Origin of the sequence: Bacillus sp. FSL W8-0848 (assembly GCF_038007805.1) — a bacterium.
In the GTDB taxonomy this organism is placed as follows: Bacteria; Bacillota; Bacilli; order Bacillales; family Bacillaceae; genus Bacillus; species Bacillus glycinifermentans.
In genome coordinates this window covers 1,312,973-1,328,486 of record NZ_JBBOYB010000001.1, presented here as the reverse complement: position 1 = coordinate 1,328,486, position 15,514 = coordinate 1,312,973, and the positions used below count along the sequence as shown (strand labels likewise).

Below are 15,514 nucleotides of genomic sequence, written 5' to 3'. Positions count from 1 at the left end.
AATCTGTCTATCAATCAATGGTTGCATCAGCGCCCTGATGAATCTGCATAAACTTCGGAAGAATGATCATGTAAAATAGGGCGACGGCAATGAGGCTGCCTCCGACGAGCCAATAAAGGCTTTCAAGCGCGATAAAAGCGGGATAAAGCCACGCGATGAAAAGAAGTGTCAGCGACTGTGAAAGCATCATGATCGGGTTAATCCAGCCCTGTACTCTCCCCATCATTTTCGGGTTAACGATACTCGGTATCCATCCGCCAATTGCGACATTGATACTAGGAAGCGAAAGGGCTATAAAGCCGGAGGCGATCATATACAGCCAAATCTCTCCGGCCAAGGAGGCAAAAATCGTGGCGCTGCCGGAAACAATCAGCGCCAACATCAACAAATGGTGAAGCTTCAGTTTTTGAGAAAGAATAGCGGCGGTTATGCTGCCGAGCAAAAAACCTGCACCGAAAACGATGCCGAGCAAAATCGACATTTCCTCATAGTTTCGCGGGGCAAGCTTATATTTTAAGATAAACACCTGCATGACTGAAAGGCCTCCGTTTACGACCCCGAAAAGGCTGAACCCGGAAACGAGGGCAAAGAGCAATTTATGGCCTACAATATAGCTGAAGCCGACCTTAAAATCTTTCCATACACCTCTGACATTTAAGTCTCTGATCGAATGCTTTCCGTTCGGCATGCGTACTTCCTTGGATATCCGGCAGGCTTGAATGAGCAGCCCGCTAATCACAAAGCTGGCGGTATCAACGAGAACAGCGCCTTCTACTCCAAGCGTCCAATAGCAAAAGACGCCAAGCCCGTTGCCGAACAGCATAAATAAACTGGCAACCATCTGATTCAGGCCGACGGCCACCGAATATTCATTTTCGGTTAGTATTCCTTGTATAAGGGAAGTTTGAGCAGGATTGAAAAAGCTCTTTACAGCGTTTCTGAAAAATAAGACAGCAAATATAAGCGGCATCCATTCAACATAGAGGGATAACAATAATAAAAATGACAATCCGGCACAGATCCAGTCGCAGCTCTTGGCGATTTTTTGCCGGTCAAACTTATCGGCGAAAACACCTACAAGAAAAAATACGGCCAAAGTCGGCAAAGACAGCATAAGCTCGGTAATTGTCGCATATGCCGGCTGCTGCGAAAAACGGTCAAGGAGGTAGAACAGGAGTGCAGTCAGCCCAATGATTCCTCCCATTTGCGAGGTGAAAGATGCCAAAAACAGCAGTGCATAATTTTTATTTTGAAAGATGGAAAACATTTTTTGCATAGAGGCCCCCTAATAGTATGTAAATTTTTTCAGACAGGCGGAACTGATTGTTATTTCAAAAAAAATTTCGTGCATCGATTTGCCGTTTCATTTCTACTTACCGAGGCTTTTCTTCTACTGTTTTAAACATACGGCATCCCCGCTTTCCATTTTCTTTCCCAAGCAAAATGAAAGCGGCGTTGTTGCATATCCCCTCCCCGATTTACAAAGTATTTAAAAAAATGAAAATAATTCTAGGTTTTTAGATTCGTTTCAATTCAACAATATCCTCTCTTAGATTTGATTTTTTACAAAATGCTATAAATTAAAAAGCTTCCGGCATGCATTCTGTCCTGCGTCAGGTGTTTCTCCTGACGCAGGACATGTGGGCATTCCGAAAGCTGATAGACTAGTCGGTAAAACCGTTATCAAGCACTTCAATTAAAGAAGACGTCATTTTGGCGTGATTTTTTGTGCGCTCTACCAATTTGATGACGTTTTGATAGGATTGCTGTGCACCGAGCACCAATAAAGGGACCCCGATGAAATCGATCTTCAGTCTCCTTGAGAACAAGCCCCCGAAGGTCATGGTCACCGGCACGGTAGGGGATGTGTTTGAAAAGATCACTTTCTCGTTTAGCGTCCCGTTTTTTTCAAACATCTTCAGAATTCCGAGCATTGCCGGAATAACGGCTTTTGATGACCCCCTGCCGATGGTGTATACTTTGCTGCCTTCTTCATCAAGGCCGTGAAAAACGAGTTTTCCCATTTCTTTTGGACTTAATTGATTAAAGGCATCGGTATTTAAAATTTCGTCTTTGGTCGGCTTTCTGCCGAACGGAAGTTTTTTAAGATGATAGGCGGCTGCGAGGGCTGATGAATGGGTGCCGCCGTAGCAATTATAAATATAGATCAACAACTTCACCTCTAACCTGACGTCTTTCTTTTAATGTGCGACAAACATTCCGTTCTTATTTATATCTTTCATTCAGCACCTCTTTTATGGCATCGACATATTTAGTAAACACTTTATTGTAGGATTTTGCCCTCGTCACCAGTCCGAATCGCGAAAAAAAAGCCTCCCGTTGAGGGGTGCTGATCTCCAATTGAATGCTCTTGCCTGTTTTGCACAGATTATTCAGATTATCCGGGTCCGTTCCTGAAAGACGGTGGCTTTGATCCACCAGTTCAGCAGAAAACCCTTGCTCAGACAGCACATCGACGATCGCTTGTCCGACTTCTGTGTCCGTTCCTCCCACAATCGTGTGCTTTTCGGTATCACTATACCCATGAATCGCTAACACATAGCTGTGCTCACTGATTTTTTCCAATGCTGTCGGTTCATCAAAATGACTGCTTGTAATGTGCAGATCCCAATTATTCGAGGGTTTAATTCCTTCGAACAAATACGTTGAATACTCTTCGCCGAAGGCGCGCACCAGTTCGCTGACTCCCCCTTCGATGCCGCCGCCGTGCGGAGATAAGACCAGAAGATCAGTGCCCATGTCCGTATATTCAATCCTGTAATCCTCGCCTTCCACTTCGTTCTCTGCCAACTCCGCAAAATTCGCGTACTTATCGCCTGAAGCCATGATCGGACATTGCCATAAGACTGCAATATACACTGCCGTGATCAACGATATGATACATCGTTTTTTCATCAACTGGTTCCCTTCTTCCTGTTCCTTCGCGTTAATATGCTGCCCATCATCCTCTTTATTTAATTGGTAAAAAATTACTTTTTCTATTCACTCATCTGCTATTTTATATAACAAGAACTATAGCGTGAAAGCGACCTTTACCTTATTTTTCACAGGGTTCCCTCACGTGTTTCCAGAGGCACGGAAACTCGCTTTGAATATTGTTTTTATAACGATCGCCTTACACTGCCCAAGTGCCTTCAGATCACGGGAAGGTAAAAGTATGAACAAGACCTTGAGGCCAAAATTTCCAAGAGGGACAAAGTCTCCCTGCTTTTATATGAATTTTTACGCCGTCGATTTTGTAAAAGCGGGAATAGCTGACCATACAAAAGAAGAATAGAAAGCGTTATCAAAAAAAAAGAACAGACTCGCTTTAAGCAAATCTATTCCTTTTCGTAAAAAACCGGTCTTCCTTATTTTTTATAAAAAGCACCGCGGCCTATTTTTTCGACAATGGCCGGACACAGCTGATAGAGCTTGCTGACTCCGCTCATCCAGACGGGCAGATTGATTTCGCGCTTGTTCGTCAGCATAATGGAGACGATTTTCTTTGCCACTTGATCAGGATCGAGCATCCATTTGCCGATGCTTTTGACGTAATCTCCCGTTTTATCGGCGGCATTGAAAAAATCGGTTTTGATCGGTCCGGGATTTACCGTTGTCACATTGACTCCTGTTTCGGCAAGCTCCATTCTCAGACTGTTGGAAAACCCGAGAACGGCATGCTTTGTGGCGGCATACAGGCTCGACTTCGGCGTTGAAATTTTGCCGGCTTGTGAAGCAATGTTGATAATGTGGCCGCTGTTTTGCGCGGTCATATGGGGCAGCGCCATTTTCGTGCAGGCGATCAGCCCGAAGACATTGACTTCAAACATCGATTTCATGTCTTCAAGAGACGCTTCAAGGGCAGACTCAAAAATTCCAAAACCTGCATTGTTGACAAGAACGTCGATCGGCCCGGCCGCTTTAAAAACCGATTCGATTTCCTCTGTCCGGCTGACATCCAATACAAAAGTGCGGCACGATGCCCCAAGATCGGAAATGATTTTTTCCCGCACCGTCTGAAGGCGTGCTTTACTGCGGGCAGCGAGAATCACCTGGGCCCCCTCTGCTGCCGAAAAATAAGCGATCCGTTCGCCGAGCCCTCCGGATGCACCTGTAATGAAAATATTTTTGCCTTTCAATCTGTCTGTCATTTTTCCACCTGCTTTATTGTATAGTAAACGATGCCGTCAGTTTCGCCGCTTGTAATGACTCCGCGCGTTTCCAAATCATCGAGTTGCCCGACAGTTTCAGACATTGTCAAAAACAGCTCTTTTTCGTATACGGCGGGAAACAGCTTCCTGCATATTTCAAATGCGGTGTGAGGGCTATCCGCTATCATGCGGTGCACCTCGCTTGCCCTGTTCCGCTGTTTTTCCAGGCGTCTTTTGATCAGCTCCCGTATGGCGGTTATGCTTTCGCCGTGACCCGGAAAGACAACCGAGAGCGGCAGATCAAGCAGCCGTTCAAGTGAAGCAAGATAATCGAGCAGCGGAGCAGGACGCTTTTCCCCTTTTTGCGGCATTTCCAATAAAGGATTTGAGGAAGACGGCTTTAAGAGTAAATCTCCGCCGAGCATCCTTCCGCTTTTTTCATGATAAAGCGCGATATGTGACGAAGCATGTCCAGGCGTCTCAAGCACCTTCCACCCTTCAAGTCCGTCGATCCGGCTGCCTTCTGTCACCGCCTTTGTCAATGAACGTTTGCATGACAGGCGATAAGACCGCTTTACCGTAAGACTTACCGATTCCATGTCGGCGGGGACGCCGAACCGTTTGAACAAATATGTAAAAAACGTTTGCTGTTTTTCGATAAAAACAGGGTCCTGGCTGATATACGGCTCATTGAACGGATGGCCGATAACGGCTGTATCTTTAGGAAATTCATCAAGCAATCCGGCATGGTCTGCATGATGGTGAGTCAGAACAACCTGGTCAATATCCTCCAGGGTCAGGTTCAATACAAGAAGCTTGCGTTTTAAAACAGCGGCTGCTTCCCTTGTTTTCGGACCGGCATCGATCAATGTCAGCGCTTCTCCTTTTAGCAAATAAACATTGACGTCTCCGACCGCAAACGGAGTCGGTATCGAAATGGGAATGATCTTTTCATCTTTCATTACGTTTTTCTCCTCATCCAGCAAAATAATGTTGATCATATTTTACCGTTTTCTCCGGTGCGTGTCATTTTTGCCAAAATGCCTGTTGACACAGGCTTGTTCTCCGTAGCATAATGAACAACAAATAAATGATCGATCATTTTAAATGATTAAAGACGCGATGAAGAGGAATAGTAAACAGGTAATGGCGAAAAGAGAGTGAAATTCCAGGCTGAAAAATTTCACAGCCCGCTTTCCTGTTGAACCTGCCCTCAGAGCGCTTAGGCAAACCTAACGTTTCCCTCGTTACGGGTCAAGAGCTGAGCATGCTGAATGCTAATGTAGGTGGTACCGCGAAACCTTTTCGTCCTATAAGATGACGGAAGGTTTTTTTGTTTTTCTAGAAGGAGGAATGATGAAATGAAACATATAGGCTTTATCGGAGCCGGTTCAATGGCGGAGGCGATGATCAAGGGACTTGTCAAAAGCGGTGAGGTTGAACCCGGACAAATTATCGCGACAAATCACTCCAACAGAGCCCGGCTCAAGGAGCTTCAAGAAGCATACGGGATTCGCACCGAACCTGATACGGAGAAGGTCGCGGAAGCGTCCGACACGATCGTTTTAGCGATAAAACCGAAAGATGCCCAAACCGTCATCACTGAAATCGGGCCTTATTTACAAAAGGAGAAGCTTGTGGTTTCGATACTTGCCGGCATTCCGATCGATACGATTCAACACTACGCCGGAGGGGAATTGCCTGTTGTCAGAGCGATGCCGAATACGTCCGCTTCGATCCAAAAATCGGCGACAGCCTTTGCGGCCGGGCGGCTCGTGACAGAAGCCCAGATTCGTGAAGTGACCGGCCTTTTTCAAACGATCGGCAGCGTCACGGCTGTTGAAGAATCCGCGCTTGATGCCGTGACAGCGGTGGCGGGCAGCGGCCCGGCATTTGTGTATCGGTTTGTCGAGGCGCTCCATGCATCAGCCCTTGAATTGGGTCTCGACGAATCAACGGCGAAACGGCTGATCACCGATATGATGTCGGGTGCTGCGAAAATGCTTGAAACCGGAAAGGATCCATCTTTGATGAGAAGGGAAATCACAAGCCCGAACGGCACGACCGAAGCCGGACTCCGCGTTCTCGATAAGCTTGAATTTGAAAAAACGGTAGCCGCCTGTGTCAAAGAAGCGGCAAAACGGTCCGCTGAGATCAGAGACGAATTTACTGCCAATGTATAAAAGCCGGAGGCCGATGTGATCTGCACCCTGTCAAGTAGACAGTGGAAATAACTAAAACACACTAGACGGCTTTAGCCCTGTATTCCACTGGGCTGAGGCCGTTTAGTTTTTCTTGTAGACGATCGTGGTTGTAAAAGTGGATATATTCATCAATTGCGCTTTGAAGTGCCTCAAATGTCTCGTACGAATTCCGTCTGTATTTCTCGCATTTTAATTTCCCCCAAAACGACTCAATGGGGCCGTTATCAATACAGCGGCCGACGCGGGACATACTCTGTGTCATATTTGCGTTTTCAATCATCCTTCTAAACTGGTGGGACGTGTATTGAAAACCTCTGTCGCTGTGAAGGAGAGGACGTGCGTTTGGGGCTGCCTCAAGCGCTTGGTTCAAGGTTTTAAACACAAGGGCGTTATTATTGGATTTCCCCAGCACATAAGACACGACCATTCCCTCATGAAGATCTAAAATGGCACTGAGGTACGCTTTCCGATGGCCGTATTTTAGCTCTGTCACATCAGTCACCCATTTTTGATTTGGTTTGTCCGCTTTAAACTCTCGATTCAGGATATTTTCGGACACATGTTGAGGCGTCGCTTTGCCGTAACGTTTTTTCTTCCGCCGAATGACACACTCCAGCTTGGCAATTTTCATCAGCCGATAGATGCGCTTATGATTGAGGCGCTCTTTAAAGCGGCGGTTCATGTTTAAGGTCATTCTGCGGTATCCGTAGATACCGCCAATTTGTTCGTGAAGTAGCGCCATTTTGGCGATAATCTTTTCATTCTGTTTTTCTCTCGCTGAAGGTACTCGGCTCCTCCATTTGTAATACCCCTGGCGCGAAACTTCGGCAATCTCACATAACATTTGGACAGAAAAGCCTTCTTTTCGATTCAGCTCTAAAATGGCGAGATATCGATCTTCGTACCGAACCTGACTTAGAACCGCCTCCTTTTGATCTCTTCCAACTTTTTTAAGAACGCATTCTCTGCGCGCAAACGCTCATTTTCCTGTTCCAGCCGTTTGTTTTCCCGTTGAATTTTTTCTTCAGGTGTCAGTTCTTCTTCGGTTTTGCGTTTCCCTCGGTTGTCTTTTAAGGCCTCTTCTCCGCCTTCTTGATACTTTTTCACCCATTGATACACCTGTTGGTAGGAGACTTGATGAATCTCCATTGATCTGGCGTAGTCCTTTCCATGAGCTAGACAATCCTTCGCAATCTCAATCCGTTCTTCCAATGAAACGTTCTTCCGTTTGGTCATCAAACGATTCCTTCCTCTCCCGCTGTCTTTTAACGTTTTATGACCATTATAAAGCTCAACCCACTTCATGAGTACGGATTTACTGGAAATCTTATATTTTCTCGAGATTTCTCTTTGAGAGTAGCGTCCGGATAAGAAGTCTTTCACGGCATTGTATTTTAATTCTGCGGGATAGAACTTATGGCGCTTTGAACGTTCCAAACTCTCCACACCCGCCATATCATGCGATGTTCTCCATTCACGAATTGTTTCGGCATGAATGTCATATTTTTCTGCGATCTCATTCACCGAATTATTCTCCTGATCACATTCTGATAGAATATTCAATTTTTCCTTTTTTGAAAACCATTTTCCAGCCATGAAAAAACTCCCCCAAGGCAAACAGATTTTTTTATTTCATCTGTCTACCTTTAGGGGAGCATATCAATGGTCGGTCCGGCTTTTTTGCCTTCCTGCGCTTTTTTATGCCAGCAATCTGCGAATCGCAAACTGGAGCAAATCCGGCAGCGTTCCGAATGAAAACGGAACATGAAGGCGCTCCGTCCACTTATGGGGATCTTTTCCGACAGGTCCGATATTGATAACAGGTACATAAAGCGTGTTTTCCGCACCGCTTGGAAGAAAATAGCCCTTGTCAAAAAGCGGCATGTTGGCTGTAAAAGCATCGACCGACTGCTTTTGCAGCTGAAGATAGCTTAAATCGGAGAGACCGGGAAAATACTGAATTTCTTCAAACTCGAGACCGTTCCGGCTGCCGGCATACTGTGCCACATCGCTGACCGTCTTCCGAATGAGCGGTTCGTCTTTTGAAGAGACGGCCGGATAAAAAGGAGGACTGTAAAACAGGACGATCACCGGTGCGTCTTCTTTGCAAAGCGAGGCCAGTTCAGACACGATTTTTGTTGAAAAATCACGGTCTTCCATCTCTCCCCTGTTTGCTAACGCAAAGTTGAGGATACGCTCCGCTTCCTCTTTTCCGGCTTTTTCTTTCGCCCTGTTCCACAGTTCCTCAAAGGTCAGGACACTGATGTTGCGCTCAATTGGCGTGAAGGCATCAAAACGCTGATAATCACGGGTTTTATATTCAATATTGATTTTAATGTTGACAGCCGCTTTTTTCGCGGTGTCCAGCAGCATGCTGTGCAGCTCTGCCGCAGATCTCTTCATCATCAGAACGTTAAACATCGAAACCGCGGCATGCGGAGTCTGCACGGAGTAGGCTTCCTTCAAATCCTTTTGCATCAGATTGACCGGCGGCGGCGTGACCTCTCCGTCAACCTCCTCGCAATAGCCGACATTCAATTCGAGGAGCCGGTTGATTTCCGACACCATGAGGTTCGCGTTCAAACCGGAAAACGGCTCGCCCACATGAGTCTCAATCCCTTTGCAGAAAAAGCCGGCAAGCGCTTTGCCGATGCTGCCCGAATATACGTACAGCTTCGAATCCCCGGGGTATTTTTCAAACATCGGTTCGCAATTTAAACAGGCTGTAAATTCGAGATCGAACTCCTTTTCCCACGCTTTTAAGGCCGGAACCGCTTCAATCATTCCCTGTGAATTGACTTCTTCATCAGGTACTGAGACCAAAAGAAGATTCCCGTCAAATTCGCCGTTCATCGCCCGTTCAAGCATCGAAAATTGAACCGCAAGGCCCGCTTTCATGTCCATGCTGCCCCTTCCGAACACCCATTCGCCGCTTTCCAAATCCTGTTTTGCCCGATCAGGCAGCAGCTCTTTTTTGGCAGCTAAGGAATCCATCAGTTCAAGCGGTCTGCACGCCAGTTGTTTAAATTCGCCGTAGTCTGCTGTATCTACGACATCAAAATGGCTGAGCAGCAGCACCGTCTTTTTTGCCGCGGGCTTTTGAACGAGCGCCATCACAACATAACGGCCGTCTTTCATCTCATGAAGCTTCACATGTTCGGGATGCTTTTGAAAATAGGAGCGGTCTTTTAGTAAATGGTACATATATTCAGCAAGCGCCACTTCCCCGCCCGTACCTGATATGCTTTCGTATTGAATGAAGGAAATCAGCAGCTGTTTCAATTCTTCCTCGGTCTGCCATGTCACAACGTAGCCCCCTTGATTATGTATTGTGCAACGCGATTTTACAAAAAAACGAATATAACTTCATTTTACTGAAGATTTTATATTTGAAAACAGCTTGAGCAGTTTATATGACGAGAATGGTCATAATTGGTATAATCGATTCGAAAACTTACGGGAGGCGAAAAAAATTGAGTAATCGAAAATTGTTTACACCCTGGAGCTTAAAAGGAGTTACACTAAAAAACCGCATTGTCATGTCACCGATGTGCATGTACTCCTCCCATGAAAAGGATGGAAAGGTTCAGCCTTTTCATATGACCCATTACGTATCCCGCGCTGTCGGACAAGTCGGGCTGATTATGGTCGAAGCAACGGCCGTCACGCCGCAGGGAAGAATTTCCGATCAGGATTTGGGAATTTGGGATGACGCACACGTCGAAGGCCTGGCGGCTTTAACGTCGCAAATTAAGCCTTACGGCAGCAAAACGGCCATTCAATTGGCGCATGCCGGAAGAAAAGCCGAAGTAGAAGGCACGATCTACGGCCCTTCAGCGGTTCCTTTTGACGAAAATTCACGGACGCCCGCCGAAATGACAAAAGAAGACATCAAAGAAACGGTACAGGCTTTCAAAAAAGGCGCTGAGCGGGCAAAAGCAGCCGGCTTTGACATCATCGAAATTCACGGTGCCCACGGCTATTTGATCAACGAATTTTTATCACCGCTTTCCAACCGCCGCGAAGATGAGTACGGCGGATCGCCGGAAAACCGCTACCGCCTGCTCCGCGAAGTGATCGACGCAGTAAAAGAAGTGTGGGACGGTCCTTTATTCGTGCGGGTTTCGGCTTCTGATTATACAGAAAACGGACTCGATGTCTCTGACTATGTCGTGTTTGCCAAATGGATGAAAGAGCAAGGCGTTGACTTGATTGACGTCAGCTCAGGTGCAGTCGTACCCGCTGACATCAAAGTCTTCCCTGGCTACCAAGTAAGCTTTGCCGATACGATCCGTGCTCAAGCCGATATCCAAACAGGTGCGGTCGGATTAATTACAAACGGCTTGCAGGCTGAGGAAATCCTTCAAAACGGAAGGGCCGATTTGATCTTTGTCGCAAGAGAGCTGCTGAGAGATCCATACTGGCCAAAAACGGCTGCAAAACAGCTGAATACAACAATCGAAGGCCCTGTTCAATACGATAGAGCCTGGTAAGTTTCAGAAATCCCCCTCATGTTCGGGGGTATTTCTTTTTTTTTCGAGAAACGTTCCCCCGTATTCATCCGTCTTCCCTAATAGAACACCATATATAGAGAGAGGATGACCTCCATGAGTTCAGATATTGCAGAAAGAACATATACGGTTGAAGGGTGTACGTTTTATACGAAACATAGACAAGGAAAGACAGACGCAACGATTATTTTTGAAGCCGGCTACGGTTTTTCTTCAGATACGTGGGAGCCGATTTTGCCCGATATAGACGAAGAGCTGGGCCTTTTTGTATACGACCGCGCCGGTCTCGGAAAAAGCGGGCCCGCCCGAGAAACAAGAACGGCTGACCAGATAGTGAAGGAATTAAAAGCGCTTCTTCAGGCAGCCGGTGTAAAACCGCCTTATGTCTTCGTCGCTCACTCGTTCGGCGCCGTCATTGCCAGGTTGTTTGCAAGCCGGTACAAAGGCGACATCATCGGCATGGTGCTGCTTGACCCCGCTTGTGAAGACCAGGAGCAAAATGTGCTCCCGCTTTTGCCGAAGGATGCGCAGGACGACTATTTCAGTCAGTTTTCACTCGAGGCTTCCCACGGAGAGTTTATCCAAAGCCTGAATATGCTGAAACAGGAGCAAAAACATTTAGGGGCAGTTCCTTTACTTGTGCTCTCCTCGGGAAAATGCTCGGAATCTTTCAAAAAAGCGCATCATGAATGGCTGAAGCTTCACGGCAGACTGCTTTCTTTATCACGTCAAAGCGGCTGGATTCAGGCCAAAAACAGCTCCCACCTGATCCACCATGATGAACCGCATATCGTCCAGCTTGCGATATATGATGTATGGTATGCCGCCCGAAAGCAGCACAGCTATGCATATCAAACCGCCAACTAAAGAAAAACCAGCAAGCCTTAACGGCCTGCTGGTTTATTTTGTTTCGCGGTGAATCGTGTATTTTTTCAGGCGCGGAGAATATTTTTTCAATTCAAGCCGGTCCGGATTCGTCCGTTTGTTCTTTGTTGTGATATAGTTTCGATCACCTGTTTCGGTGCAAGCAAGCGTGATTTTCACTCTCATATTGATCCTCCTTATAAATCGAAATAATTACGTTTTATTATACAGCATCTTTCATCCGTGTCAACAAAAAGCTTCCCGCGCCTCGTTGGACCGGGAAGCTTTTTGTTATCTCCGCTTCACTTCATATTCGTAAAAATCATAGGCTGCCGTGCTGTTCGGGAAGATTTCCTTCGCTTCGTTTATCAATTCATTCACGCTCTCGCCTTGATACCGTGCGCTGATATGGGTTAAAATCAGCTTCTCCGCCCCGGCTTCTTTCGCCGTTTCAGCAGCTTGTTCAGTCGTGCTGTGGTAATAATCGCCGGCAAGCTCCCGGTCGCCTCCTGCAAATGTCGCTTCATGAACGAGGACATCTGCATTTTCCGCCAGCACCTTCACGTTCTCGCATTTCCTCGTATCACCGGAAATGGCAATAATCCGCCCCTTTTTCGGAGGGCCGATAAAGTCGGAACCATTGACCGTACGGCCGTCTTCCAATGTCACCGTTTCCCCGTTTTTCAGCTTTTGATAAACAGGTCCGGGTGAAATTCCGATCTCTTTTAAAGCCTCTGCATCGAGCGCTCCCTGAACATCCTTCTCCTCCACCCTGTAGCCGAAAGCCGGAATTCCGTGAACAACGCGTTTAGCCATGACGATGAACTGGTCATCCTCGAATACCGTCCCCTCTTCGATCTCTTCAATGACTAAAGGATACGTCAAATGCGTTCCTGTTGCCTCAAGCGCGGTTTCGAGGAATGCTTTGATTCCTTTTGGCCCGTAGACGGTGAGACAGCTTTCCCCGCCTTGAAAAGAGCGGCTGCTGACGAGCCCTGGAAGGCCGTATACATGGTCTCCGTGCAGGTGGGTGATAAAGATTTTTTCGATTTTTCCGGGTTTAATCGATGTATGTAAAATTTGATGCTGTGTGGCTTCCCCGCAATCAAACAGCCAGACAGACCGCCTTTCTTCTAAAAGCTTGAGCGCAATGGACGTAACATTCCGCGTTTTCGCCGGAATGCCTGCTCCCGTTCCTAAAAATAATAATTCCAATGTCGTTCCTCCTGTAACTGATCAAACATGATATATGTACAAGCATACAGGAAGTCTGAAAAAAAAGAAATGGAGGCGTTTATGATATGGTGTAAGGAAAATTTCCCGGCTTTTCGAAAGCAAATGGTCTCAAATGTTTGCTTTAAGGAACTATTAGCTTTAAAATGAAGAAAATAAACTTATGCTTCGAGTAAAGTGAGGTACGTTTAGTTGAAAAAAGAACACATTGAACCAAAAGCTGTAATCGTTATATTTGGCGCAACAGGGGATTTGGCAAAACGAAAGCTTTACCCGTCTATTCACAGGCTTTACGAAAACGGCCAAATCGGCCGCGAATTCGCTGTCGTCGGGGTAGGCAGACGGCCTTGGACAAACGAGGACTTGCGGAGCACCGTCCAGCAATCGATTTCAAAATTTCCGTTAAATGAGAAGGATGTTGAGGAGTTTACGTCCCACTTTTACTATCATCCGTTCGATGTCACAAATCCAGGCTCATACAGAGAGCTGAACGGGCTGATCGAAAAGCTTGAGCATACATATGATATCCCGAATAACCGGATGTTTTATTTGGCGATGGCTCCCGAATTTTTCGGAACGATTGCCAAGTTTTTAAAATCGGAGGGCGTCACATCGACAAACGGCTGGTCCCGGCTCGTCATCGAGAAGCCGTTCGGCCATGATCTGCCGAGTGCAAAAGCGCTCAACCAGGAGATTCGAGAAGCCTTTTCAGAGGATCAAATCTATCGGATCGACCACTATTTAGGAAAGCAGATGGTCCAAAATATCGAGGTTATCCGGTTTGCCAACGCGATATTTGAACCGCTTTGGACAAACCGCTACATCTCCAACATTCAAATCACCTCAAGCGAGGAATTAGGCGTTGAAGACCGCGCAAGGTATTACGAAACGTCGGGCGCCCTTAGGGACATGGTTCAAAACCATATTCTGCAAATGGTCGCATTGCTTGCGATGGAGCCGCCGATCAAGCTGAACACCGAGGAGATCCGCAGTGAAAAGGTCAAGGTGCTCAGAGCGATGCGGCCGATTCAAAAAGACGAAGTCGACCAATATTTTGTCCGCGGTCAATACGACGCCGGCGTCATTGATGATCAGCCGGTTCCCGCCTATCGGGATGAGCAGAACGTTGCGGAAGATTCGAACACGGAAACATTCGTTGCCGGAAAACTTTTGATCGACAACTTCCGCTGGGCCGGAGTACCGTTTTATATCAGGACGGGCAAACGGATGAAGAAAAAATCGACACAGATCGTCGTCCAATTTAAAGACATTCCGATGAATCTGTATTACGGAAACGGCAATACGATGCATCCGAACCTTCTGGTGATTCACATCCAGCCTGATGAAGGGATCACCCTTCACCTAAACGCGAGAAAACTCGGCGGCGGCACATTTGCCCAACCGATCAAGCTGGACTATTGCCACAACTGCGGCGACGGCATCAACACGCCTGAAGCTTACGAAAAGCTGATTCTCGACTGCCTGCACGGTGACGCGACAAACTTTGCCCACTGGGATGAAGTGGCTCTTTCCTGGAGCTTTGTCGACGAGATTTCGCGATACTGGGAAGAGAACAAAACATTGTCACCGAACTATGAAGCGGGCTCAATGGGACCGAAAGCCGCTGACGACCTGCTCGCAAAAGACGGTTTTCATTGGTGGCCGATCTAATATTCATGAAAAACCAGCCTTCAAAGTTCGAAGGCTGGTTTTTTGCGGAATGGATGACCAATACTGCTACTTTCGAATATGGACGCTGGAAAACACAAATTTATCGTAACGGTGCCGCGCAAACGAATATTCGAACGGCTCCCCGGTATTTAAAAAAGCGACCTGTTCGACTTCAAGCACCGGGTCGTCACTGGCGCACTCCAAATACTTTCTGTCCAGCTCGTTCGATTTATCGGCCCTGATTTTCCGGTGGGAGCCGGCGATGGTCAGTTTCAGCGTTTCGGTAATATGCCGATAAACTGAGCCGTGCAGCACCTCTTCATTCAATTCCGAAATCAGGTTTGAAGGCATATACGTTTCCTCAATAACATACGGTTCGCCTTCCACTTTCCGCAGCCGGATGATATGGTATACCGGAACGCTTTTTTCGATGGATAATTGCTTTGCCACTTCATCTTCCGGAAATTCGACATCGAATTGAATGACGGTGCTTTCGATTTGTTTGTTGGCGAGAAGTTTTGTCAAGCCGAGGTTTTCGCGATCCGTCACACTGACGGGAAGGTCTTGAATGGACGATTTGATGATGAAGGTGCCGTGTCCCCGTTTGCGGTACAGCATGCCTTCTGACACGAGGATGTCGAGCGCTCTTTTCATCGTCATTCTGCTGCAGGAAAATTCTCTGGCAAGGGACAGCTCGTCAGGTATCGGCTGATCGTCCGGGTAATATCCTTCCCGGATTCTTTTCCTCATTTCATTTGAAATATATTCGTATTTTCTCATGTTTTAACCACCAGTACTAAGGATTCTGTTTGATATGAAGCGCCTTCTTTATCATTATATCGATTTCCTCAGGGAAATAAAAAGATGGCCGAAAAGA

Annotated in this window: 14 protein-coding genes and 1 other annotated feature; of the genes, 4 read left to right on the top strand and 10 right to left on the bottom strand. The window is 46.8% G+C overall.

Annotated elements, in window-relative coordinates; translation table 11 throughout:
* Positions 1-10: 10 nt before the first annotated feature.
* The 5 genes from NSQ39_RS07085 to NSQ39_RS07065 all read right to left on the bottom strand — a co-directional run bounded on the left by NSQ39_RS07085 (position 11) and on the right by NSQ39_RS07065 (position 5,116).
* Positions 11-1,276, bottom strand: a complete 1,266-nt coding sequence (locus NSQ39_RS07085; RefSeq protein ID WP_046132401.1) for an MFS transporter — start codon at positions 1,274-1,276, stop codon at positions 11-13.
* A 388-nt stretch (positions 1,277-1,664) separates the two neighbouring features.
* Entirely contained in the window at positions 1,665-2,171 is a 507-nt protein-coding gene (locus tag NSQ39_RS07080; protein ID WP_046132402.1) for a DUF3189 family protein, read from the bottom strand.
* A 55-nt stretch (positions 2,172-2,226) separates the two neighbouring features.
* A complete protein-coding gene (locus NSQ39_RS07075; RefSeq protein WP_175077645.1) occupies positions 2,227-2,916 on the bottom strand; it encodes a poly-gamma-glutamate hydrolase family protein in 690 nt (229 codons plus the stop codon).
* Between the two features lie 455 nt (positions 2,917-3,371).
* On the bottom strand, positions 3,372-4,154 hold the full coding sequence (locus NSQ39_RS07070) for an SDR family NAD(P)-dependent oxidoreductase (RefSeq protein WP_175077644.1): 783 nt from the start codon (positions 4,152-4,154) through the stop codon (positions 3,372-3,374).
* On the bottom strand, positions 4,151-5,116 hold the full coding sequence (locus tag NSQ39_RS07065) for an MBL fold metallo-hydrolase (protein ID WP_216899722.1): 966 nt from the start codon (positions 5,114-5,116) through the stop codon (positions 4,151-4,153). Before NSQ39_RS07065 ends, NSQ39_RS07070 begins: the two co-directional genes overlap by 4 nt.
* 151 nt (positions 5,117-5,267) lie before the next feature.
* Positions 5,268-5,470 (top strand) — a binding site (T-box leader).
* Positions 5,471-5,515: 45 nt separating this feature from the next.
* On the opposite strand from NSQ39_RS07065, the gene proC reads away from it, so the two are divergent.
* Complete coding sequence (gene proC / locus NSQ39_RS07060; RefSeq protein WP_175077642.1) at positions 5,516-6,337, top strand: pyrroline-5-carboxylate reductase; 822 nt, start codon at positions 5,516-5,518, stop codon at positions 6,335-6,337.
* A 61-nt stretch (positions 6,338-6,398) separates the two neighbouring features.
* Here the strand turns inward: proC and NSQ39_RS07055 are convergent.
* Together NSQ39_RS07055 and NSQ39_RS07050 are read right to left on the bottom strand one after the other, a co-directional pair.
* A protein-coding gene (locus NSQ39_RS07055) for an IS3 family transposase (RefSeq protein ID WP_340033966.1) occupies positions 6,399-7,954 on the bottom strand; the annotation gives its coding sequence in 2 pieces (ribosomal slippage) (positions 6,399-7,297 and positions 7,297-7,954; 1,557 coding nt in all).
* A 102-nt stretch (positions 7,955-8,056) separates the two neighbouring features.
* Positions 8,057-9,664 (bottom strand): M20/M25/M40 family metallo-hydrolase, encoded by a 1,608-nt coding sequence (locus NSQ39_RS07050; protein ID WP_175077475.1) that lies wholly within the window; start codon positions 9,662-9,664, stop codon positions 8,057-8,059.
* Between the two features lie 116 nt (positions 9,665-9,780).
* Between NSQ39_RS07050 and namA the strand changes: the two genes are divergently transcribed.
* Both namA and NSQ39_RS07040 read left to right on the top strand, forming a co-directional pair.
* Positions 9,781-10,851, top strand: a complete 1,071-nt coding sequence (gene namA, locus NSQ39_RS07045; protein WP_099047112.1) for an NADPH dehydrogenase NamA — start codon at positions 9,781-9,783, stop codon at positions 10,849-10,851.
* A gap of 114 nt (positions 10,852-10,965) precedes the next feature.
* Positions 10,966-11,736, top strand: a complete 771-nt coding sequence (locus NSQ39_RS07040) for an alpha/beta fold hydrolase (RefSeq protein ID WP_046132370.1) — start codon at positions 10,966-10,968, stop codon at positions 11,734-11,736.
* A gap of 33 nt (positions 11,737-11,769) precedes the next feature.
* On the opposite strand, the gene rpmG is transcribed toward NSQ39_RS07040, so the two are convergent.
* Together rpmG and rnz are read right to left on the bottom strand one after the other, a co-directional pair.
* Positions 11,770-11,919 carry a 50S ribosomal protein L33 gene (gene rpmG, locus NSQ39_RS07035; protein ID WP_046132377.1) on the bottom strand — a complete coding sequence of 50 codons (150 nt, stop codon included), beginning with the start codon at positions 11,917-11,919 and terminating at the stop codon, positions 11,770-11,772.
* 105 nt (positions 11,920-12,024) lie between these two features.
* A complete protein-coding gene (gene rnz / locus NSQ39_RS07030; protein WP_175077476.1) occupies positions 12,025-12,948 on the bottom strand; it encodes a ribonuclease Z in 924 nt (307 codons plus the stop codon).
* 210 nt (positions 12,949-13,158) lie between these two features.
* Between rnz and zwf the strand changes: the two genes are divergently transcribed.
* Complete coding sequence (gene zwf / locus NSQ39_RS07025) at positions 13,159-14,637, top strand: glucose-6-phosphate dehydrogenase (RefSeq protein WP_046132375.1); 1,479 nt, start codon at positions 13,159-13,161, stop codon at positions 14,635-14,637.
* A 66-nt stretch (positions 14,638-14,703) separates the two neighbouring features.
* Here zwf and NSQ39_RS07020 read toward each other — a convergent pair whose 3' ends face one another.
* Complete coding sequence (locus tag NSQ39_RS07020) at positions 14,704-15,417, bottom strand: GntR family transcriptional regulator (RefSeq protein ID WP_046132374.1); 714 nt, start codon at positions 15,415-15,417, stop codon at positions 14,704-14,706.
* Between the last annotated feature and the right edge of the window lie 97 nt (positions 15,418-15,514).

Excerpts from the sequence above, each read along its gene's own strand:
- namA (WP_099047112.1), top strand. The coding sequence starts at position 9,781 with ATGGTCATAATTGGTATAATCGATTCGAAAACTTACGGGAGGCGAAAA.
- NSQ39_RS07085 (WP_046132401.1), bottom strand. The coding sequence starts at position 1,276 with ATGCAAAAAATGTTTTCCATCTTTCAAAATAAAAATTATGCACTGCTG.
- proC (WP_175077642.1), top strand. The coding sequence starts at position 5,516 with ATGAAACATATAGGCTTTATCGGAGCCGGTTCAATGGCGGAGGCGATG.
- NSQ39_RS07065 (WP_216899722.1), bottom strand. The coding sequence starts at position 5,116 with ATGAAAGATGAAAAGATCATTCCCATTTCGATACCGACTCCGTTTGCG.
- NSQ39_RS07040 (WP_046132370.1), top strand. The coding sequence starts at position 10,966 with ATGAGTTCAGATATTGCAGAAAGAACATATACGGTTGAAGGGTGTACG.
- NSQ39_RS07070 (WP_175077644.1), bottom strand. The coding sequence starts at position 4,154 with ATGACAGACAGATTGAAAGGCAAAAATATTTTCATTACAGGTGCATCC.
- rpmG (WP_046132377.1), bottom strand. The coding sequence starts at position 11,919 with ATGAGAGTGAAAATCACGCTTGCTTGCACCGAAACAGGTGATCGAAAC.
- NSQ39_RS07020 (WP_046132374.1), bottom strand. The coding sequence starts at position 15,417 with ATGAGAAAATACGAATATATTTCAAATGAAATGAGGAAAAGAATCCGG.
- NSQ39_RS07075 (WP_175077645.1), bottom strand. The coding sequence starts at position 2,916 with ATGAAAAAACGATGTATCATATCGTTGATCACGGCAGTGTATATTGCA.